This window comes from Methylomonas albis (assembly GCF_014850955.1).
GTDB lineage: Bacteria > Pseudomonadota > Gammaproteobacteria > Methylococcales > Methylomonadaceae > Methylomonas > Methylomonas albis.
Genome location: NZ_JACXSS010000001.1, coordinates 1,008,086 through 1,029,317, shown reverse-complemented (window position 1 = coordinate 1,029,317; position 21,232 = coordinate 1,008,086). Strand labels below are relative to the sequence as shown.

At 51.6% G+C, this 21,232-nt stretch carries 17 protein-coding genes; 9 read left to right on the top strand and 8 right to left on the bottom strand.

From position 1 onward, the window contains the following. Positions 1–15: 15 nt before the first annotated feature. The 5 genes from EBA_RS04920 to hsdR all read right to left on the bottom strand — a co-directional run bounded on the left by EBA_RS04920 (position 16) and on the right by hsdR (position 4,453). Positions 16–234 (bottom strand): type I restriction-modification system subunit M N-terminal domain-containing protein, encoded by a 219-nt coding sequence (locus tag EBA_RS04920; protein WP_223146648.1) that lies wholly within the window; start codon positions 232–234, stop codon positions 16–18. Continuing rightward, on the bottom strand, positions 231–665 hold the full coding sequence (locus EBA_RS04915; protein ID WP_192373618.1) for a putative toxin-antitoxin system toxin component, PIN family: 435 nt from the start codon (positions 663–665) through the stop codon (positions 231–233). The genes EBA_RS04920 and EBA_RS04915 overlap by 4 nt, the downstream gene beginning before the upstream one ends. Before the next feature lie 125 nt (positions 666–790). Continuing rightward, on the bottom strand, positions 791–1,015 hold the full coding sequence (locus EBA_RS04910; protein ID WP_192373617.1) for an AbrB/MazE/SpoVT family DNA-binding domain-containing protein: 225 nt from the start codon (positions 1,013–1,015) through the stop codon (positions 791–793). Between the two features lie 58 nt (positions 1,016–1,073). Next, positions 1,074–2,411, bottom strand: a complete 1,338-nt coding sequence (locus EBA_RS04905; RefSeq protein ID WP_223146647.1) for a type I restriction-modification enzyme R subunit C-terminal domain-containing protein — start codon at positions 2,409–2,411, stop codon at positions 1,074–1,076. Positions 2,412–2,509: 98 nt separating this feature from the next. Next, on the bottom strand, positions 2,510–4,453 hold the full coding sequence (gene hsdR, locus EBA_RS04900) for a type I restriction-modification system endonuclease (protein ID WP_223146646.1): 1,944 nt from the start codon (positions 4,451–4,453) through the stop codon (positions 2,510–2,512). Positions 4,454–4,963: 510 nt separating this feature from the next. On the opposite strand from hsdR, the gene EBA_RS04895 reads away from it, so the two are divergent. The 3 genes from EBA_RS04895 to EBA_RS04885 all read left to right on the top strand — a co-directional run bounded on the left by EBA_RS04895 (position 4,964) and on the right by EBA_RS04885 (position 7,433). Continuing rightward, on the top strand, positions 4,964–6,328 hold the full coding sequence (locus tag EBA_RS04895) for a cytochrome P450 (RefSeq protein ID WP_192373616.1): 1,365 nt from the start codon (positions 4,964–4,966) through the stop codon (positions 6,326–6,328). An 82-nt stretch (positions 6,329–6,410) separates the two neighbouring features. Further along, positions 6,411–6,836, top strand: coding sequence for a VOC family protein (locus tag EBA_RS04890; RefSeq protein ID WP_192373615.1), 426 nt, complete (start codon positions 6,411–6,413; stop codon positions 6,834–6,836). Between the two features lie 117 nt (positions 6,837–6,953). Beyond that, positions 6,954–7,433, top strand: coding sequence for a hypothetical protein (locus EBA_RS04885; RefSeq protein ID WP_192373614.1), 480 nt, complete (start codon positions 6,954–6,956; stop codon positions 7,431–7,433). A 135-nt stretch (positions 7,434–7,568) separates the two neighbouring features. Here the strand turns inward: EBA_RS04885 and EBA_RS04880 are convergent, their stop codons facing one another. The 3 genes from EBA_RS04880 to EBA_RS04870 form a co-directional block, all read right to left on the bottom strand. Continuing rightward, entirely contained in the window at positions 7,569–8,822 is a 1,254-nt protein-coding gene (locus EBA_RS04880) for a glutamate-5-semialdehyde dehydrogenase (protein WP_192373613.1), read from the bottom strand. A gap of 124 nt (positions 8,823–8,946) precedes the next feature. Next, entirely contained in the window at positions 8,947–9,255 is a 309-nt protein-coding gene (locus EBA_RS04875) for a hypothetical protein (protein ID WP_192373612.1), read from the bottom strand. A gap of 201 nt (positions 9,256–9,456) precedes the next feature. Further along, positions 9,457–10,302: an HNH endonuclease gene (locus EBA_RS04870; protein ID WP_192373611.1), complete on the bottom strand. Its 846-nt coding sequence runs from the start codon at positions 10,300–10,302 to the stop codon at positions 9,457–9,459. A 398-nt stretch (positions 10,303–10,700) separates the two neighbouring features. Here EBA_RS04870 and EBA_RS04865 point away from each other — a divergent pair, with 398 nt between their 5' ends. The 6 genes from EBA_RS04865 (at position 10,701) to EBA_RS04840 (ending at position 21,022) form a co-directional block, all read left to right on the top strand. Continuing rightward, positions 10,701–12,929, top strand: a complete 2,229-nt coding sequence (locus tag EBA_RS04865; protein WP_192373610.1) for a spermidine synthase — start codon at positions 10,701–10,703, stop codon at positions 12,927–12,929. An 8-nt stretch (positions 12,930–12,937) separates the two neighbouring features. After that, positions 12,938–13,966 (top strand): UDP-3-O-(3-hydroxymyristoyl)glucosamine N-acyltransferase, encoded by a 1,029-nt coding sequence (gene lpxD, locus EBA_RS04860; RefSeq protein ID WP_192373609.1) that lies wholly within the window; start codon positions 12,938–12,940, stop codon positions 13,964–13,966. Between the two features lie 74 nt (positions 13,967–14,040). After that, positions 14,041–14,718, top strand: coding sequence for a ribose-5-phosphate isomerase RpiA (gene rpiA / locus EBA_RS04855; RefSeq protein ID WP_192373608.1), 678 nt, complete (start codon positions 14,041–14,043; stop codon positions 14,716–14,718). Positions 14,719–15,312: 594 nt separating this feature from the next. Then, positions 15,313–16,398: an efflux RND transporter periplasmic adaptor subunit gene (locus EBA_RS04850; protein WP_192373607.1), complete on the top strand. Its 1,086-nt coding sequence runs from the start codon at positions 15,313–15,315 to the stop codon at positions 16,396–16,398. Positions 16,399–16,419: 21 nt separating this feature from the next. After that, on the top strand, positions 16,420–19,596 hold the full coding sequence (locus tag EBA_RS04845; protein ID WP_192373606.1) for an efflux RND transporter permease subunit: 3,177 nt from the start codon (positions 16,420–16,422) through the stop codon (positions 19,594–19,596). Further along, the gene (locus EBA_RS04840; RefSeq protein ID WP_192373605.1) at positions 19,583–21,022 is read left to right on the top strand and encodes a TolC family protein; all 1,440 of its coding nucleotides are present in this window, start codon (positions 19,583–19,585) and stop codon (positions 21,020–21,022) included. The genes EBA_RS04845 and EBA_RS04840 overlap by 14 nt, the downstream gene beginning before the upstream one ends. Positions 21,023–21,232 lie beyond the last annotated feature (210 nt).

Here is a 21,232-nt window from a genome sequence, read left to right as displayed (position 1 = left end):
CCGTTTCCAAGATTTTCAGCGTTTGTAAAACTCCAATCTATCTGGCGCGGCGCGGCTTTCCAAGTCCGACCAGCGGTAACCTTCCGGCAATTGCTCTTCGCTGCCGGTTTCCATCGCCATTTTTAAAAACAGCATATAGGTCAGCTCGGTGACGTATTGGTGATAGGTAACGCCGTCATCCTTGAGGATGTTGCACAGGTTCCAGAGTTTGCCGACGATGTCGTTGGTAGTCATGTATTAAGCGTTTGTAAAAATTGTTCTGCGGTGAGAATGGGACACGTAAAGCCGGCTGCCAGGCAGAGTAAATCCTGGTCGCCGGTAATCAAGGCCTGGGCCTCGCCTGCTGTAGCCAAGTCCGAGTACACCTGAGCAATACCGGCAAAATCCCCCCCTTTGAAAAAGGGGGGCCAGGGGGGATTCATAATTTGGCAATAAGGCAAGTAATCGGCGAGCAGTTCTTGCTGATCGTCTGCACTGAGTTTGAATTTGGGATATTGCAATACCCGAATCAATTCCGCTGCCGTGGTTTTGGAGAGCAAAGGTTGAATCTGCTGGTTTTGCCAGGCCCGTCGTAATGGCGTGACGCGACCTTGGGCAAATACCAGGGCCGACAGCACCAGATTGGTGTCGATAACGACGCGGGGTGCGTTGTTTTGTTCCTGCATGCGTTGATTATGAGTCAGTTGTTCCTCCCCCTTTGAAAAAACACCCGACTGGGCATAAAGGGGATCGAGGGGGATTCATTTGAATAATCTCACCTAACCCCTCTTTTACAAAGAGGGGAATGGTTTTAAGTAGTTTGTCTCGCCCAAGCCAGCGCATCATTGATGTCGGATTCCTGTAGATTCAATTCCGCCAGTTTGGCGCGCACGGCATCGCCACGTTGAATACGCACCGGGGTAAGGATGATCTGGCCGTTGCGGGTTTCCACGTCAAAGTATTCTGCGGCCCCAACGGCGGCAGTAATGCTTTTCGGCAGAGTGAGCTGGTTTTTCGATGTCATTTTGGCAAGCATGGCAATCACCGAATCTGAAAGTAAGGAAACCTTACTTTATGCTTTTAGCTGGAATTTTTCAAGCGACGCCCGATTGCCAGAGCGAGTCGTTGAACGCGTCTAAAACGTGCTGCAACTCGCCGTTGAAGAGTTTATCGAGTCGATTGAAACCGCCGCCTTCGCGTTTGAACACCAGATCGGGATCGTCCAGTGCCTCGCGGTCTACCAGCAGATTGGCTTTGGTTTGGGCGGCGATGCGCTTTAACCAGTCGCGCTGCGGAGTACTCCAGGTTTTTTGTGCCAGGATGGCTTGCAAAGCATGATCGACACGTTCGCTATACGGTAACAAGGCGTCGCCAATGGCGACTTGGCGAATGTAACCGACGATACGCGCGGCAATGTCTTGATTGGTCATTTCCCGCCAAGCGGTATCCAGATGGGTTTCGCTGAAACCGGCTTTATCCAGTTCCAGTAACAGCTCACGCAGTTGCTTACGGGTCAGCTCGCGGGGACGGGTCAAGACCGTGGTCAACGCCGGAATGTCGTTGCTGTGGCTTTGGATAAAGGCGCGAAATTCGTTTAAATAATCTTCCGGTTTTTGGGCGTTGCCATAACCACGTTCGACCTTTTTGAGCTGGTCTTCATGGTCAGATACGAAAATCGGCGGCGCAGAACCTGTGCTTTTACGATCGAGAATTTCACCCAGATCGGGATTTTGGGTAAACCAGGCGGCGACTTCGGGGAGTGGCATGGCCCGCAGTTTTTGGATGAAAGCATCGGGCTTCATGCCGGCGCGGGTTTCAAAGTCTTGTGCCGATTGTTCGGATAAATGGCGTTTTTTGCGTTGCAGCTTGGCAATGAACTGGTCGCGTACCAAACTGCGGGCGTCATCATCGCTGACAGACACCAACTCTGCGGCCAACTGGCTAAAGCTGATTTTTGGATCGACTACCACCGGCCGCATCGCAGTCATGTTTTGGATGGCAGCGAAGATTTGTACGGCATCGAAGACACGGAAGGCTTCTTTGCCAATGGCATCGCAAAGTCGCGTGGCACGTCCGAGCATTTGATCGAACAAGATACGGCTGTTGACCCGACGCAGGAACACCAGATTGCAAATTTCCGGGACATCGACGCCGGTGGTCAGCAAATCCACGGTGACCGCGACATTGGGCAGGCGCTCGTTTTTATAGCGGCGGATTTGTTGCAAAGGTCTGTCGGCGGCGCCGGTGATTTTGATGACCGCGTCGTCCTCGACACTACCGTATTCAGCGGCGAAGGCCTTTTTCAATAGATCGACCACCAGATCGGCGTGGGCATCGTTGACGCAGAAGATCAAGGTTTTCTGGCGTGAGGCAGGGTCAAGTTCTTTGGCCAGATATTCACAGACCACACGATTAAACGATTCGGTAATCACCTTGCGATTGAAGTCTTCGACATCGACTTTGATTTCATCGGGGGCTTTGAATAATTCAATCTGGTTGCGGCGTGGATCGTAGACTTTGAGTTCTTCGCCTACTTTCCAGGTAATGCCGTTGCTGGAGAGCTCGGTATGAATTTGTATCGGGGTTCGTAGTCCACCAGATAACCGTCGATCACGGCTTCCCGATAGCTGTAGGTGTAAATCGGCGCACCGAAGATTTGCGAGGTGTGTAAAGCCGGCGTGGCGGTCAGGCCGATTTTGTAGGCATCGAAGTAATCCAGCACTCGGCGATATTTGGAAATGTAATCTTCATAGCCACGGAAGGTCATTTCGGTATCGGACAGCTCGCGGTCCAGCAAATAGCCACGATGGCATTCATCAACCACGATGCAATCGTATTGATCGACAGCTGGCGGTGTGACGTTTTCGGCAGCGAACAACAAGCGTTGCACCATACCCTGTATCGTGGCGATCTGCACGGCGGTATCGTTGTCCGGGGTTTGCTCTTCCAATTCATTGATGCCGAAGGTATCGGCAAAGGTTTGCAGATTTTCCATGCGGGTGTCTTTGAAAGCGTTGGCGGCTTGTTCCCCCAATGCCGAGCGATCCACCAGAAACAGAATCCGCTTAAATCGCTGTGCCTTGAGTAAACGATAAATCAGGGCGATACAGGTTTTGGTCTTGCCCGTGCCGGTCGCCATGGCCAGCAGCATTTCGCGTTGACCGGCGCCAATGGCTTGTTCGGTCGCGAGAATGGCTTCTTGTTGGTAGTAGCGTAATTCAAAACCGTAGTTGAACGGCGTATTGGCCAGTTTTTCGTGGGCCCTAACTTCGTCGCGTTTGATCAGTTCTTTCAAACCGTCCGGCGTATACCAACCATCCAGTGCATGGCTGAGATTATCGGACAGACGTAAATCGCAAAACCACACGCCACTTTTAGTCGCCAGCTGTCGAAGGTAAGGACGGCCATTAGCGGAAAAGACGAACGGAATTCGGTAGCTGTTGTCATCGCCCCAGTTTTGTTCCGGCAAGGTAGTTTCCTCGCTGGGTTTGAAGGTTCGGCTATAGCGTTTGCCTTGTTGCAAGGCACCGGAAACGTCGACGTTTTTGCGTTTAGCTTCGACCACGGCCACCGGCGTCAGGCCAATAAACAAAACATAGTCGGCGGGACCGCTTTCGGTGGGCCACTCGGCAATCGCGCGGTTGCGGTTTTTTTCCGGGCGAGCACCTTGGTTGAATTTGAGGGTTTCCGAATCAGCTTCCCAACCGGCTTGGCGCAATTGTTGATCGATGATCTTACGGGTATCGGCTTCGTCCAATTGCACTGCTTTAGCTGCGTCGTTGGCGGCGGTGATGAATTGGACGACAGTACTTTTGGGTTGGGCGGCAGCGATGGTCTGTTGATCGGCCAAGCGTTGTTCCAGAGAAGCTTTAGCTTGTTCAGCTTCGGCAGCCAATTGCTCCCAAAAAGAACGCTCGTCTTTGGCCTCCCGCAACTGCGATTGGGCAGCCTGCAATTGTTGCGCGACGTCCTGGTGGGCGGACTGGAAATCGGTCACGGCTTGGTTCAAGCGTTCCAGCTCGGCCCGAAGTTCGGCGCTTTCGTCGGTCGGTGGCTGCGGCGGCAGGAATGGGCCGGATTTGTAACTGGAGTCCTTGAAGGCTCGATGAAACCACAATCCTAATTGCCAAGTGAATTTAAGCGTACTAAGCGCGGAACGATGATCACCGGATAAGGCATGATTGGCAGCATTGCCGGCTCGTCTGATTTCGTCGAATAGTTGAAATACTTCCCTCGGCAGCACTCCGCTATCTTGGAGACGACGGAGTAAATCGTATTGTTTTTCATCTTGGGAGGTAAATTGCCCGGTTTTTGCCGCCAACAGTTGCGCCAACAGCTCCGATAGTTGGCGTAGTTTCAGCAAGCAGGTGTTGGGATCGTCGGCGAAATAGTTCTCCGCCAGCAAGCCCAAGTTCAGCAGTTGCGAATCATGCTGCTGAAGAAAAATGAAGTTGGATCGCCGTGAGGTGATCACGACTTACTCGATCCAGTTCGTAGCATTAATGATCGCCGACCGGCATTCGTAACCGGTTGGGCAATGAGCGATTGATTTGCGGAGTCCATTCGTGGCAATCGGATAAGGTGGTTTCGTTATGCAGGCCGTTAGAAGATAGCTGATTTCGCGGCGTGCCGGCAAATTATTCCATCGACCCGAGATTATCAAAAACCCAGGCCGCCGACAGAAGCGGTTGACTGGTTAAGTATGTCCTCTCTACGGGTCATCAAATGTTACATGGGCTTACCACCAAAGTAACGATTTAGCCGGTTTTCGCGTTTGAAATTCAACGTCCCTGTTGTGTAACAACCTGGATACTTACTGATCCTGCCGTTATCATGTCTTATTGCACCGGCCCATAACTGTTTTAACCGTTTGTGTTGAGCGCTTCGGCTGCGCTCAAGACGAACGGATATTAAAACTTCACAAAGCCGGATCGATAGCTTAGAGGCATCTCCTTGGGCCCCCATTCAATACTGATTCAATGCCATGGAAAACGCGACATCAACCAACCAACAAAAAAAACCATCGCTGCCGGAGCATTCGGTAATTTTACCGATGATGCAATTGATCTGGCGACCGCTGGCGACTTTAGCCCGGATTCATAAGCAATACGGCGAGCTGGTGCTCGGACGGCTGTTGGGCAGAAAAATTCTGTTCGTCTGCGACCCGGAATATATAGAGCAGGTTTTCAATCTGGAGGGCAAGGGCCAGTTGAACCGGGATTTTCTGTATGACGCCAAGAAATCGCTGTTCGGTAACGGCTTGGTCAATAGCGAAAACCAGGTTTGGAGTAAACAGCGCCGCTTGATGCAACCTTTGTTTACCAAGGACGCGGTTAAAAATTATGAGTTGATCATGGTCGAAGAAGCGGTCGCGATGGCGGACGAGTTGAAAATGGCGGCGTCTGGCCAAGTTGATTTAAGCACAGAGATAAAGCGGCTGATTCAGCGAATTTTTATCCGCATCCTGCTGGGCAAATCCGTGGATCAGCTGAGCAACGGCGCGGAGCTGATCAAGGTCATAGAAATCATCTGTCAGGAGTTGCCGGTACAGTTGGGCAGCGAAATTGTGCTTGGCCGCCGTTTGAAACGTTTCATCCCGCTAAAATCGAAGCGTTATCTCGCCGCCGTGAACTATCTGCAAACCTTTATCGGTGGGGAAATTGCGCAGACGCGGACGAATCCGGGACAAAGTCTGATATCGCAGTTAATGCAATCCAGTGACCGGAGTACCGGTTACACGATGCCCGACAATTTGCTGCAAGACGAAGCCGTCAATCTGTTCTTCGCCGGTCAGGAAACCACCATCAATACCTTGGTGTGGTTTTTTTATTTAACCGGCAGGCACCCGGAGGTGCGAGATAAGATCGCCGCCGAAATCCGCAGCTTGCCGAACGAAACCTTAAGCTCCGCGCACTTGGGTCAGCTGAGTTATACCAAAGCGGCATTGTACGAAACCCTGCGCCTGTATCCGCCCACATCGGCGCTGTCCACGCAAACCGTTCAGGACATAGAGCTGGGGGATTACGCGATTCCCGCCGGCACCATCGTGTTATTGAGCATGCACACCACCCACCATAGCGCCAGGCTTTGGGACTGCCCGGACGCGTTTAATCCCGACAGATTTCTGGAAACCGCGACGCCCGGCGGACACAAGTACGCCTTTTTCCCGTTCGGCGGCGGTTTGCATAATTGCATTGGGCGCCATTTTGCCGAGCTGGAAATGCTGTTGGTCATAGTCAGTTTTTTCAAGGCCTTTACTTTCGAGACCGACATTACCGTCAAAGAAGCCTTCAGCGTTACGCTGAAACCGGACCGTCCGGTTGTTGGCAGAGTGGAACCAATTGGTTAAGCTTACGGTCTGCGCTGACTGTCATAGCTAGTCGGCGCCGCGCGGGCCGACTAGACGGCTTTTTTACGTAACAGGGAGCGTCATGAAACAGACCATTAGTTTTGTCACACTAGGTGTAGCCGATTTGGCTAGAAGCCGACGTTTTTATAAGGCACTGGGTTGGCAAGAATCGTCCGGCAGCCAGCAGGAAGTAGCATTCTTTCAGGTGGGGAGCCTGGCATTTGCGTTGTTTGGCCGCGAAGCATTAGCAGACGATGCGATGGTATCGGCTGACGGCTCAGGTTTTCCCGGATTTTCGCTGGCCCACAACGTCGCATCGGCGGAAGACGTCGACGCGACCTTGCTTGAAGCGGTTTCGGCCGGAGGTAAGCTGGTTCGTCCAGGCGAAAAAGCGGCTTGGGGCGGCTTCAGGGGCTATTTTTCCGACCCCGACGGCTTTCTTTGGGAAGTTTGTTTCAATCCTTTTTTTCCGCTCGACCAACACGGTTTTGTGCAACTGCCGAACTAAACCAAGATTCCAATAACCCGCCTTGCACTCGATATATCAGTTGCTCGAGCGTTATTGAGCAAAAACGCAACCATTAATATTCAATAGTGGCCGATAAGGCCGGATAATCACATCAAAATGAAATTTAGAGTTTTTCTGCAAAGACTATCTCATCCTCGCGTTAGAAGACGATTAAAAATTGGCCTGTCCGTGTGGGGCGTGGCTATTGTCATTAGCCTAGTTTTTAAACTGGCTTACGATATTGGTTATTTTAAAGCCCAATCGTTAATAAACAATAAAAACACGGCAACCCCCAATACCACCCAAATACTAACCATAGAATCCGCTCAGCGCATAGTATCCGGGGCCCTAAAAGAAGACCCTGACTATCCAAAGACGATTGTGACCCAGGTTATTGATAACAACCAAAAACTGGCGACTATTATTGTCGAAAATAATAAGCAAAGAAAAATAGGCTGGATTATCGATCTGCGCTTGTTTTTTATCGGCGATCTATTTAACGACAATGGCTATAACTTAACCGAGTCTATTGAGCATCAGCATAATATTAGTAGAGTCGATAACAGGCTAACAACGCCGGAACCCGCCACTCCTTAAAAAACACGGCATAAAAAAGGGATAGAAATAGGCAATATCTATCCCAAAAACCGATATTTATTGCCAGACTACGAATATTACGAAAACAGTAAACCCGGCGTGCTGAGCTCGCTATTGGAGCTCCGGCTGTGCGCACTAGCCGCGCAAATGCCCATCCCCATAAGCCACCCATTTGTAGGTGGTGAGTTCATCCGGCCCGACCGGGCCGCGCACATGGAGTTTGTCGGTGCTGATACCCACCACCGAGCCCAAACCGTAATCGCCGCCGCCCGACAATCTGGTCGAGGCGTTAATCATCACCGACGCCGAGTCCACTTGTTCTTCAAACTGCCGGGCCAGGCTTAGGCTTTGCGTGACGATGCCGTCGGTATGGCCGGAACCGTAGTGGTTGATATGGTCTATGGCTTGTTGAATGCCGTCCACGATCTTCACCGACAGAACGGGCGCCAGATATTCGCTATGCCAGTCTTCTTCGGTCGCGGGGACAACAGCGGGCAACAGCTCTTGGGTTTGCTCGCAGCCGCGCAGTTCGATGCGGTTTTCGGCAAATGCCGTTTGCAGCAGCGGCAATAGTTGTGCGGCGCATTTGCTATCCACCAACAAGGTTTCCAGCGCGTTACAAACCTGCACGCTTTGGCATTTGGAATTGATCGCCAAGGCAATAGCCTGCAGCGGGTCGGCATCGGCAGCGAGATACAGGTGGCAAATGCCGTCGTAATGCTTGATGACTGGAATCCGCGTGCCTTCGGCGATGCGCTTGATCAAGCCTTTGCCGCCACGCGGAATCAGCACGTCTATGTATTCGTCCATTTTCAGCAGCTCGCCGACCGCTTCATGGCCGGGGGTGCTGATGATCTGTATCGCATGTTCCGGCAGACCGGCAGCAAGCGCACCGGTTATCATCGCATCGGTGAGTATCGCGTTGGTTTTTAGCGCTTCCGAGCCACCGCGCAGGATCACCGCATTGCCGCTTTTGATGCAAACCCCGGCTGCATCGGTGGTGACGTTGGGGCGCGACTCGTAAATAATGCCGATCACGCCCAACGGCACCGATTTTTTGTAAACCCGCAGCCCGGCCGGATTGGTATGGCCGGTCAGTATCCGATTCAGCGGGTCCGGCAATTGCGCCACTTTTTGCAGTCGCGACAGCATGTAATCAAAGGTTTTGTCGTCTATTGTCAGGCGCTTGACCATTGCGTCCGATTGGCCTTCGTCGCGGGCTTTGACAATTTCCAGGGCGTTGACATCCAACACCTGCAGCCTGACCGACTCCAGCGCCTCGGCCATTTTCGCCAGCGCCAAATTGCGCGTCGATTCGGATGCAGATGCTAATTGGCGCGATGCGACGCGGCTTTGTTGGGCGATGATTTGGACTGTGTTAGTAGTCATGTTTTTTATACCGATTGTTTTTCAAACTGCTGATATTGACCGGTTTCATATGGTGTAGGAATTATTAACCAAGCCTTTAAATACCATGCAATGGATATTGGTTACCGCATCTATTTATTAACGACTAATCCAGATCAACTAGATCTTCAACATATTCCAGAGAATACAAGTCGTCAAAAAATTGTTGCAGATTTTCCATGTACTTTTTTGCAGTTTTATTCCGCTGTTTTTGAATATGTAAAGTGATGCATTTGCCGGTAATCTCTTGAAACCACAGCTCAAGATAACCACGATGCCCCCAGTCATCCTCACCAATCTCATTTGTATTCTCCGGCACAATCCCAAGATCTCTGCAAAAACGGTTAACTTGCAGACAATCGAACTGCTTGAAAAAAACTTTGAGAATATAAATTTTCGGTTCAAGAGGTTTCATTTATTTCTGTCCTAAAAATATTCCTTATTCGCAAGCTTCTACAGATGAATCAGTCTCTCATCCTCAAAATCGTCATTTCGGCATACATTCTGGGGCACTATGGGAATGTCGAAACCCAGACGGCGTGGATAGCTCAAAGCTTACCATCAGCAAGGAGCCCGCTTCTCAGTAAGTAGGCCGTGGTGAGCTTATAAAGACAATCTACGGACTGCGCGGCTTTATTGCGTAGAGTCCGGGGAATGATTGGGCTTTGGCTCCCAAAACGCTTTTGATTTTCGCGTACTCATATCCGCTTTTCTTCATATAGATGTGAACCGCCTTGTGACAGTTCGGGCAAAGAAGAGCAAAGTCTGACAGACTGACCACATAGCTCGCGGAGAAGGTGGATATTGGGACCTTGTGGTGAGCCTCTATATATTTGACTCCGTACCTGGCGAGAAAATCTTCGTCACATATATCGCATAGCCATGACTCGACGCTCTTCAACACCTTTACGACACCCTTGCATCTTTCAGCCATAAGGTGAGCAACGTATTTCCTCTCACCTTCTTGAAACAACAGTTCATCCTGCGGTGCAGAAATTTCAGCAGCAGAAGCCATACCACGATGCAGAACGACGAATTTGTTTTCTATTTCAGAAACTGAAAAATCCCCTTCGAAGTACCACCCATCATTGTGTTCGGTAAACAGGAAGATTGGATAGAGATGCTGAGGCTGCTTAACAAGGACTTCGTTGGCTTTTTCGGTATATGAGATTTCACCGTTCCTCGCTTTGAAGGAATAGTGGTATGAAGTCTTGCCATCGTCAGACCAACCATCGTCGTCGTAAGAGCCTGGGCGCGTTTTGATTATTACGGCCTGAACTTCAGGTAGCTGACCAACCCAATTTATTCCTTGCATTGGCGTATTACCAATAAAGCCCTCCGGACCAGACCAGTAGGGCGATGCCTCGACTTTCGAGAACTTTACGAGGTCGAACAGATTCCGTTTGGTAACAATGTCACCAATTGAAAGAGAAAAGAGATCCTGAGTTTTGTTCAGTTCCATATACGGCCAGTTTATAGAGAAGCCCAACAAGGTGTTACATAGTTGAACACATATCTACCACGAAACCTTTTTCACCTCAATAAAGTCATGATTCACAAGAATTCCCTCCGTTTATACATCATCTTAGTAACGAGGATTCGTTTGACAATAACCAGTTACCTGAGTTAATCAGACATTACATTAGTTACAGAATTTTGCAGAAAAGAGTCCATACAGTATAGAAAACATAGACATCCATATCTAATTTGCCACCAAACGTCGCTAGATGGCATATTTCCTCCGGCACACCAGCTCTTCTGATACCACATACCGCACCCCCGCAACCTCATCCAAAACCACTTTAAAAGCCAAATGCTTTATCATTGGGCCAGGAAAAGTACGGACCCCATATAATTACAATGAATAACACTCCGCAACCCACCGCCAAATCTTTGATTTCTCCCGTTATTTTATTCGCCGCCACCCTATTTAGCAGCGCCACGCTGATGTTCGTGCTGCAGCCTATGTTCGGCAAGCTGTTGCTGCCGCTGTTGGGCGGTACGCCGGCGGTGTGGAATACCTGCATGGTGTTTTACCAAACGCTACTGTTTCTGGGCTATTTGTATGCGCATTGGCTGAGTTCGCGGCTGGGCAGTCAACGGCAGATTCAGATTCATACCGCCCTGCTGATTTTCAGTGTAATTGCGCTGCCGGTGGCCCTGCCTGAAAATGCCGCACCACCGACCGATGGCGATCCGACCTTGTGGCTGGTCTGGACCTTGTTCCTGGCTATCGGCCTGCCGTTCTTCGTGGTCTCCACCACCGCGCCGCTGCTGCAAAAATGGTTTTCACACAGCGGTCATCATAGTAGCGACGATCCTTACTATTTATATGCCGCCAGCAACGCCGGCAGTTTGCTGGCTTTGTTGAGCTATCCGTTTTTGATCGAGCCGAATCTGGGCTTGGCGAACCAAAGACTGATTTGGAGCGGTGGCTATATTGGTTTGTGCGCATTGATTTTGGTGTGCGCGGTCAGTTTCTGGCGCAGCCAGGCCGACAACGCAGACGACGAAGTGTTAAGCGATACCGGCATCGAACCGCCATCGACACTAGAGCAATTGCGCTGGCTGGCGCTGGCTTTCGTACCCTCCAGCTTGTTGCTGGGCTTGACCCAATTCATCAGTACCGACATCGCCGCTGTACCCTTGCTGTGGATCGTGCCGCTAACCCTGTATTTGCTGACCTTCATCCTGGTGTTCAGCACCTGGGCTGAGCGCATCCGCCCTTGGATGCTGGCCGCGCAGCCGGCAGTATTGACAGTCTTTATCGCCTATTCCTTCATCAACCCCGCCACCTTGCCCTATTGGCTGGATTTGATTCTGCACTTGCTGGCCTTCTTACTGGCGGTAATGGTGTGCCACGGCGAATTGGCCAAAAGCCGGCCGCATCCGCAATACCTGACCCGCTTTTATCTGGTAATGTCGTTTGCCGGCATGCTGGGCGGTTTGTTCAATACCTTCGTCGCGCCGTTTATCTTTAATGCGGTGTACGAATATCCGATCATGATCGTCTCCGCCTTACTGCTGCGTCCAGGCTTTTTCAACGGCAAATGGTTTTTGCAACCTATTTTCCCAGTATTGGTATTAATCACCGGCCTGACGATTTATTTCACTACCGAACAATTGTTCGACTATCTGGACTTGATTGGCGGCGCACTGATTCTGCTGGCCGGGGTCAGTTATTCGCTGCGGCATAGTCCCATTGGTTTGGGCGTGTTGACGGGGGTGATTTTGTTGTTCACGCTGGGTTTGCACAGCATGGCCTCCAACACTATCTATCAGAAACGCAGCTTCTTCGGCGTGATGTCGGTCCGCGACACCGTCATCCCCGACGAAAACCAACGGCCGGAAACTGTCCGCGAGCTGTACCACGGCACCACCAAACACGGTGCCCAGCGCCTGACCGCCGCCAACGTCACCACACCCTTAACCTATTACAGCCGCCCCGGCCCCATCGGCCAAGTGTTTGCGGAGTTTGACGGCGAAAATCAGCATTGGCACATCGGCGCCGTAGGCTTGGGTGCCGGCGCATTGGCCTGCTACGCAAAAGAAGGCCAGTTGTGGAAATTCTACGAAATCGACCCGCTAGTCGTGGAAGTGGCGCAAAACCCGGCCTGGTTTACCTACCTCAGCCGCTGCAACAAGCACGCGGAAATGATCGTCGGCGACGCCCGGCAATCGCTGTTGAAAGAAGCCGACGGCAGCTTCGATTTATTAATTATGGATGCCTTCAGCTCGGATGCAGTGCCCACGCATCTGCTGACGCGCGAGGCTTTGCAGCTATACTTCAGCAAGCTGAAAGACAACGGTTTGCTGGCTTTTCATATCACCAACCGCCATCTGGCCTTGAAAAAAGTCATGGCCGACCATGTCAACCAATTGCATTTGGCGGCCTTGCTGCAGGAATTTAAACCGGAAACCGATGTCCCTCTAGTCGTTGCCACCGACTGGGTGGTGATTGCGAAACAGCCCGAGCGCCTACAACGCTTGCAACAAAGCCGGCTCGGACACTGGCAGAAATTGCCGCTGACCTTTGGTCTGCAACCCTGGACCGACGATTTCACTCATATTATTGGCATTTGGAAATAGGATAGTACATGCTCATTACGGATCTTGCCCAGCGTTGCGACGCCACCGCCCAGGGCGGCGACTCGACAACTTTTATTAATTCCGCGGCCGACATCATGTCCGCCCATCCTCACCAAGTCACCGTCCTCAGCGACGGTAAATACAAGAAATATTTGAAAGATAGCAAGGCATCAGCCTGCTTTATCACCGAACAGCTGATAGACGGCGAGATTCCGGACAATTTGACCTTGCTGGTCTGCAAAGACCCGGAAATCAGCTTTTTAAACGCCGTAAAACTGCTACATCCAGAACCAGTATTTAAACGCCAGGTGTCCGAGCACGCGGTGTTGGCTGATACCGCCACGCTGGGTTTTGACGTACACGTCGGCCCATTTGCTACGGTTGGTCAACAAAGCAGTATTGGTGACAGCAGCACTATCGAGGCCGGCGCGCGTATCGGCAATCATGTGATGATAGGCAAGCACTGTCATATCCACCCCAACGCCGTGATCTACGACCATAGCATCATCGGCAATAATGTGATTATCCACGCCGGTGCGGTCATCGGAGCAGACGGCTTTGGCTATAAATTCAGAGACAACCAACACGTTAAGGTGCCGCATGTCGGGCACGTGGAAATCGACGATAACGTCGAGATTGGTGCCAACACCTGTATTGACCGCGGCGCGTTAGGCCCGACCCGCATCGGCGCCGGCAGCAAGATCGACAATCTGGTACAACTCGGCCATAACAATATCGTCGGCCGCAATGTGATTATTTGCGGCCAGTCCGGCATCTCCGGCTCCTGCACCATCGAAGACGGCGCAATCCTGGCCGGCAGCACCGGCGTGGCGGATCATGTCAAGATCGGCGCACGCGCCGTGGTGATGGCCCGCAGCGGGATTTCCGGCGACGTCGATCCCGGCGCGCAAGTATTCGGCAGCCCGGCCAAGGATCGCAAAGTGGCCTGGAAGGAATTGGCGGCGCTGGCCAAATTGCCGGAGCTGTTGCAAAAATTTAAGGCACTGGAAGCGCGAGTTGTCAAATTGGAAGAGTAGATTCGAAAATGTAAGGGCGAATCAAATCGCCCTTACAACAAACTAATTTCTTTACCACTCAGCAGGATCGGATCATGAACGATAAACAACTCGTTGCCCAGCATGCCGTCCAACAGGTACAAAGCGGTATGATCGTCGGTTTGGGAACCGGCTCCACCGCCAATTTTTTCATCGAAGAACTGGCCAGACGTCAGCAGCAGGAAGGCTTGAAATTCAAAGCCGTCGCCAGCTCGGTAGTCAGTACCATCAAGGCCCAACAACTCGGACTGCCCTTGCTGGCAATCAACCACATCGACGGCCTGGACCTGTATGTAGACGGCGCCGATGAAGTCGCGCCAGACCTGACCTTACTAAAAGGTCGCGGTTACGATCTGGTCCGGGAAAAACTGTTGGCCAAGGCCGCCGATTCTTTTCTTGTACTGATCGACGCCAGCAAAAAGGTCAAACGCATCGGCGAAAACTTCCCCATCCCCATAGAAGTAACGCCGTTCGCCTGGAAACTGGTGCAACGCAGCGTCGCGGCCATCGGCGGCCACGGCACGTTAAGGCAAACGCCGAATCAAGACGGCCTGTCGGTCACGTCGCACGGTAGCCTGGTGCTGGACGTCGTATTCGAAGCCAGCATCGACGGCAAAACCCTGAACGAACGACTGAACGCCATACCCGGCGTCGTGGCACACGGGATTTTCTGCGGCCTGACCCGCGCGGTATTTTGCGGACGTGACGGCCAAGTTGAAGAGCATTGGGCGTAATTGCCCAACACTCGCATCGCATTCCCACTCAAATCGCCCAATGCACGGGTAACGCCGGATATTGGGCAGCTTCAGCCCTTTAGATAAAGCCCACAATAGCCCAACAATAGGGGCCGGTTTGCTATCGCACATACATGCGCCGCTGCCGGCCGAAGTCTCTGTGACTTGTCGGAAAAATCTATCTAACTGGAATTACTGTTCCTATATGCCCAGATGGGGCCAAGGAATGGGATCGATCACTCTTCGGGTTGATTGGGGCACAAACGATTGTGCAACAACGCCGTTCCAATGGTTTATTTGAACCAGCCAATTCCTCTTAAAGCCAATCTAAGCGCCACAGTTTAAATCCCCCAATAATAGTATTTAAATCGCTAGTCCGCTAAATCGCTAAGATCAAGCCCCATCACACCTCTAACTGTGCGTAATTTATTTTGGCTCAATAATGTTGGCATTGAACCTGCATATATACAAACGACTTAAATCAAATATCCGATTCTATATTCCGTCTATTTCTGGCGTATGACAAATACGCCCTGTTAAATTAAATGTCTGCTCAGGGTATTTTATAAACATTGCAAATTAGGCACTACGAAAATGAAATATAAAACTCCTTTATTTATTATATTAATAGCCACTCTGCTGAGTGGCTGCAATCAATCCGATACCGAGCATCTCGAAGAAAAACCAAAGCTGGAGGCTACTACACCCTTCCGTGAAGATACTTCGGTTACTAAAGAATATGTCTGCCAAATACACGCATTTAGACATATTGAAGTGCGCGCACTGGAAAGAGGGTATTTACAGAATATATTTGTCGATGAGGGCCAATTGGTTCACCAAGGCCAGCCTATGTTCAAGATTATGCCAAACATCTATCAAGCCGAACTACTAAAGGCTCAGGCTGAAGCTAATAATATGCATATCGAATACCTGAACACTAAGGGATTAGCCGATCAAAAAATTGTGTCGGAAAATGAACTAGCCCTGGCAAAAGCCAAGCTGGACAAGGCCAATGCCGAGGTCAAACTCGCGGAAACGCATTTGGGCTTCACCAGCATCAATGCGCCATTTGAAGGCATTATGGACCATTTGAACGCCAGAAACGGCAGCTTGGTCGAGGAGGGTGCCTTATTAACTACGCTATCGGATATTAGTAAATTGTGGGTCTATTTTAACGTGCCGGAAAGCGAGTATCTGGATTTCAAAACACAAAAATCCGACGCGGCAGTAACCAAAGTTAAATTAAGAATGGCTAACGGCAAAGTTTATAACCAAGACGGTGTTATAGAAACTATCGAAGCCGACTTCGATAATACCGCCGGCAATATCGAATTTCGCGCCACCTTCGCTAATCCGGATAAGCTACTCCGCCACGGCGAAACCGGCACCATACTCATGAAAAAACCTTATAAGCACGCGCTATTGATCCCGCAAAAAGCCACCTTCGAAATTCTCGATAAAACCTATGTGTATGTAATTAAGGAAGATGGCAAACTTGAACAGCGCCTCATAACAATCGCCGCCGAATTGCCCTATTTATTCATCATCAAAGAGGGTTTGCAAGACGGCGAAAAAATCCTGCTGGAAGGCTTAAGAAAAGTCCATGCCGGCGATGAAGTGGAAATCAATTTATTGACACCTGAAAAGGTCCGCTCTGAATTGAAACTCTATACCGAATAATACTTTGCGCAGAGATTAACTATGTTTAGTATCTTTATTAAAAGACCGGTGATGGCGATTGTATTATCGCTTAGTTTCCTGTTCATGGGATTCCTCGCCATCCGCACCCTGCCCGTTTCTCAGTTTCCGGATATTGCACCGCCGCGCGTAACGATTTCCTTGTCCTTCCCCGGCTCCAGCGCCGACGTACTGGTGAAATCGTCGTTGATTACCATCGAGCGGGCGATCAACGGCGTGCCGGGTATGAAATATATCGTCTCTGACGCCACCAGCGCCGGCGAAGCCACGATTCAAGTGCTGTTCGAACTGGGCGTCGATCCGAATATCGCCATGGTCAACGTTAAAACCCGCGTCGATCAGGTGATGAGCCGCTTGCCAAATTTGGTGCGCTTGGAAGGCGTGGTGGTCAACTTCGTCCAGCCCAGCATGCTGATGTACGTCAACTTGTACAGCAAGGATAAGAACGCCGATCAGAAATTCCTATTCAATTACGCCTACGTCAACGTCATCCCGGAAATTCAGCGCATCTACGGTATCGCCCAAGCGCAGATTTTGGGCGCCCGCCAATATGCCATGCGGATTTGGCTGAACCCGGACCGGATGCGCGCCTATAGCGTTTCCACCGAAGAAGTGATGGATGCCATCTCCAAGCAAAGCATCATCGGCCGCCCTGGCCGGATCGGCCAAAGTACCGGCATGGCGGCGCAATCCAAGGAATACGTGTTGATTTACCAAGGCTGGTACAACACGCCGGAACAATACGCCGACATCATCATCCGCGCCAACTCCGAAGGCGAAATTCTGCGCCTGAAAGACATCGCCAAAGTCGATCTGGACAGCGAGTTTTACAATATCTATTCAGACAAAGACTCGTTTCCGTCCGCATCCATCGTCTTGAAACAAAACTATGGCACCAACGCCACCAAGGTTATCGAAGACGTTAAGGCCAAATTGGAGGAGTTGAAAAAATCCTTCCCGGAAGGCATGGATTACGAGATCAACTACGACGTGTCGCGTTTTGTCGAAGCCTCGATTCATAAGGTCTTGCATACCTTGGGCGAAGCGTTTGTGCTGGTCACCCTGGTAGTATTTTTATTCCTCGGCGACTGGCGCTCGACTTTGATTCCGATTCTGGCGGTGCCGGTGTCGTTGATCGGTTCGTTCGCGGTGATGTCGGCCTTCGGTCTATCCATCAATCTGATTACGCTGTTCGCTCTGGTATTGGCGATTGGCGTGGTGGTCGACGACGCCATCGTCGTGGTCGAAGCGGTGCACGCGAAGATGGAAGCCGAACACCTCACCCCCTTCGCGGCCTCCCGCGTAGTGTTGGGTGAAATCGGCGGTGCCATCGTGGCGATTACTTTGGTCATGGTCTCGGTATTCGTGCCCATCGCCTTCATGAGCGGCCCGGTCGGCGTGTTTTATCGGCAGTTCTCAATCGCCATGGCTTCGTCCATCATCATTTCCGCCATCGTCGCCTTGTCGTTGGCGCCTGTATTGTGCGCGATGATTTTGAAAAACACCCACGGCCAGCCCAAACGTAGAACCCCCATTGCCTTGTTCATCCAGGGATTCAACTACCTATTCGAAAAAGTCACCGGACGTTACGTCAAATTATTGGAGACGGTAGTCACCCGCCGCATCGTCACTGTGCTGGTGCTGGTGGCTTTCTCGTTCGGCATCTTCACCATCGATAAAACCTTACCGGCCGGCTTCATCCCTGGCGAAGACCAAGGCATGATCTACGCGATCATTCAAACCCCGCCCGGCTCGACTATCGAAGTCACCAATAAAGTCGCGCGGCAACTGGAAGAAGTCGCCGAGAAAATCGACGGCGTGCAATCGGTGTCGTCGTTGGCCGGCTACGAGGTATTGACCGAAGGCCGCGGTTCTAACGCCGGCACCTGTATCATCAATCTAAAGGATTGGACCCAGCGCAAGGTCTCGGTGGAGGACGTGATTCGCCAATTAGAGGAGAAAACCCACGATTTCGGCGCGGTGATCGAATTCTTCCAACCGCCGGCGGTACCCGGCTACGGCGCCGCATCGGGTTTGGCCTTCCGACTGTTGGATAAAACCACCGGCACCGATTACTTCCAGTTCGACAAACTCAATCAGGAGTTCATGGCCGCGCTGCGTAAACGCCCGGAATTGACTGGTTTGTTCACCTTTTACGCTGCCAATTATCCGCAATATGAGTTGAAAATCGACAACAAATTGGCGATGCAAAAAGGCGTGAATATTGATAAGGCCATGGAGAATCTGGACATCATGATCGGCAGTACCTACGAGCAAGGCTTTATTCGCTTCAACAACTTCTTCAAGGTCTATGTGCAAGCCTTGCCCGAGTTCCGCCGCTTCCCGACCGACGTATTGAATTACTACGTCAAAAATGATGCCGGCGAAATGGTGCCTTACTCGGCTTTCATGACCGTTCAGCCGCAACAAGGCCCAAACGAGTTGACCCGTTACAACCTGTATAACTCGGCGGCAATTCGCGCCGAACCGGCACCCGGCTACACCAGCGGCGACGCCATCAAAGCGATCAAGGAAGTGGCCAAAGCGACTTTGCCGCAGGGATTTGATGTGGCCTGGGAAGGCTTGTCCTTCGATGAGGCGGCTCGGGGTAATGAAGCGCTGGTGGTCTTCGCTGTGGTCCTGGTGTTTGTGTACCTGGTGTTGGCAGCCCAGTACGAGAGCTTCGTGCTGCCCTTGGTCGTGATTTGTTCGCTACCGGCCGGGATTTTCGGTTCCTTTCTGTTACTAAAAACCATGGGCTTGGCCAATGACGTGTACTCCCAAGTCGGCTTAGTGATGTTAGTCGGCTTGCTGGGCAAAAACGCGGTATTGATCGTCGAATACGCGGTGCAAAAGCAGGAACAAGGCATGTCGGTGCGTGAAGCCGCCATCGAAGCAGCCAAAGCCCGGTTCCGGCCGATTTTAATGACCTCGTTCGCCTTCATCGCCGGTCTGGTGCCGCTGGCATTCGCTACCGGTGCTGGCGCGGTCGGCAACCGCACCATTGGCACTTCTGCCTTGGGCGGGATGCTGTTTGGCACCCTGTTCGGCGTGGTGTTGATTCCCGGGCTGTATTACATCTTCGCAAAACTGATCGAAGGTAAGCGCATGATCAAGCATGAAGACGTCAATCCATTCACCGAAACCTATCATTACGGTACTCAAGATGCTGACGAATAAAAACAATGTTTTGCTAGCAACCGCCGTGGCAATGACCCTGTTGCAAGCCTGCGGCATTCCGGACATGAGCAAAAAGACCGCGGAGACACAATTGCCCGAGCAGTTCAAACCCGGCCTAAGCGACCCGGCCAGTTCCGCGACACTGAAATGGCAGGACTTCTTCGACGACCCGCATCTGCGCAGTTTGCTCGATACCGCCGTTGCCAATAACAAGGAAATCAACATCATGCTGCAGCGGATCAGCATGGCCCAAAACGAAATCCAGGCGCGCAAAGGGGAATATATGCCCTTCGTGAAATTCGGCGCCTCGGCGGGCGGTGAGAAGACGGCGCAATACACCCGCAACGGCGCGGTCGAGGACAATCTGACCATCGGCAAAGGCCAATCTTTCCCGGCCTTCCTCGGCGATTACCAGTTCGGCTTGTTCTCCACCTGGGAAATCGACGTCTGGAAAAAGCTGCGAAACGCCACCCAAGTAGCGGTCTACGACTACATGGCATCCGGCGAAGGCCGAAATTTCCTGGTAACCAACCTGGTCGCCGAGGTGGCGCATGCCTATTACGAGTTGATCGCCTTGGATAACCAACTGGAAAACTTGCAGCAAAACATTGCGATCCAGCAAAACGGCTTGCTAGTGGTCAAGCAGTTGCAAACCTTTGCCAGAACCAACTCCCTGGCGGTCAAGCGTTACGAAGCCGAGGTCGCGAAAAACCAGGCGCGGCAATACGATATTGAGCAACAGATCACGGTGGTGGAGAACCGCATCAACACCCTGCTGGGTAGAACGCCGCAGCCCATAGAACGCACGTCGAACGGCTTTATGGACATAAAACCCAAAGCATTAAGTGTCGGCATTCCTAGCGAGTTATTGCAAAACCGACCCGACATCCGCAAAGCCGAGCTGGAATTAAAAGCTGCCGACTTGAATATTGACGTGGCCAGAGCCAATTTCTATCCGTCGTTTGGCATCAAGGCCGGCATCGGTTTCGAAGGCTTTGCCATGAAATACCTGATCAATACCCCGGAATCCTTGGCAGCGATGGTGGCTGGGGAGCTGGTAGCGCCGCTGGTCAACAAAAACGCGATCACGGCGGAATACAAAAACGCCAACGCCAAGCAAGTACAAGCGGCTTACGAATACGAGCAAAGCATCATTACCGCTTACGCCGAAGTGGCCAATCAAATGGCCAATATCGACAATCTGGACAAAAACTACCAGTTAAAGCGTCAGCAAGTGGAGGCGTTGGTGAAATCCATAGACGTTGCCAACCAATTGTTCCTCTCGGCCCGCGCCGATTATCTGGAGGTATTACTGACGCAGCGCGATGCCTTGGAAGCGAAAAAGGAACTGATCGAAACCAAGCAAAAGCAAATTAGCGCCATGGTGGAACTCTACAAAGCGCTGGGCGGCGGCTGGCAGTCATAAGCGCAAACGGCGGCGTAGGCGGAGGGCCAGGGCTAATCCCGGCCTAGGCAGGTCGGCAATGCCAACCAGCACCTTAAAGTGTTGGATGCCGTTTGCCCAAGCTCTTAATCCCACCAGATTTGTGGTAGATGCTGCCGAAAACCTGGTTCATAATCGCCGCAGGCTGCGTTTAGGGGAAGACTTATCAGTTCCCGGCGCCGCCAAACGCCA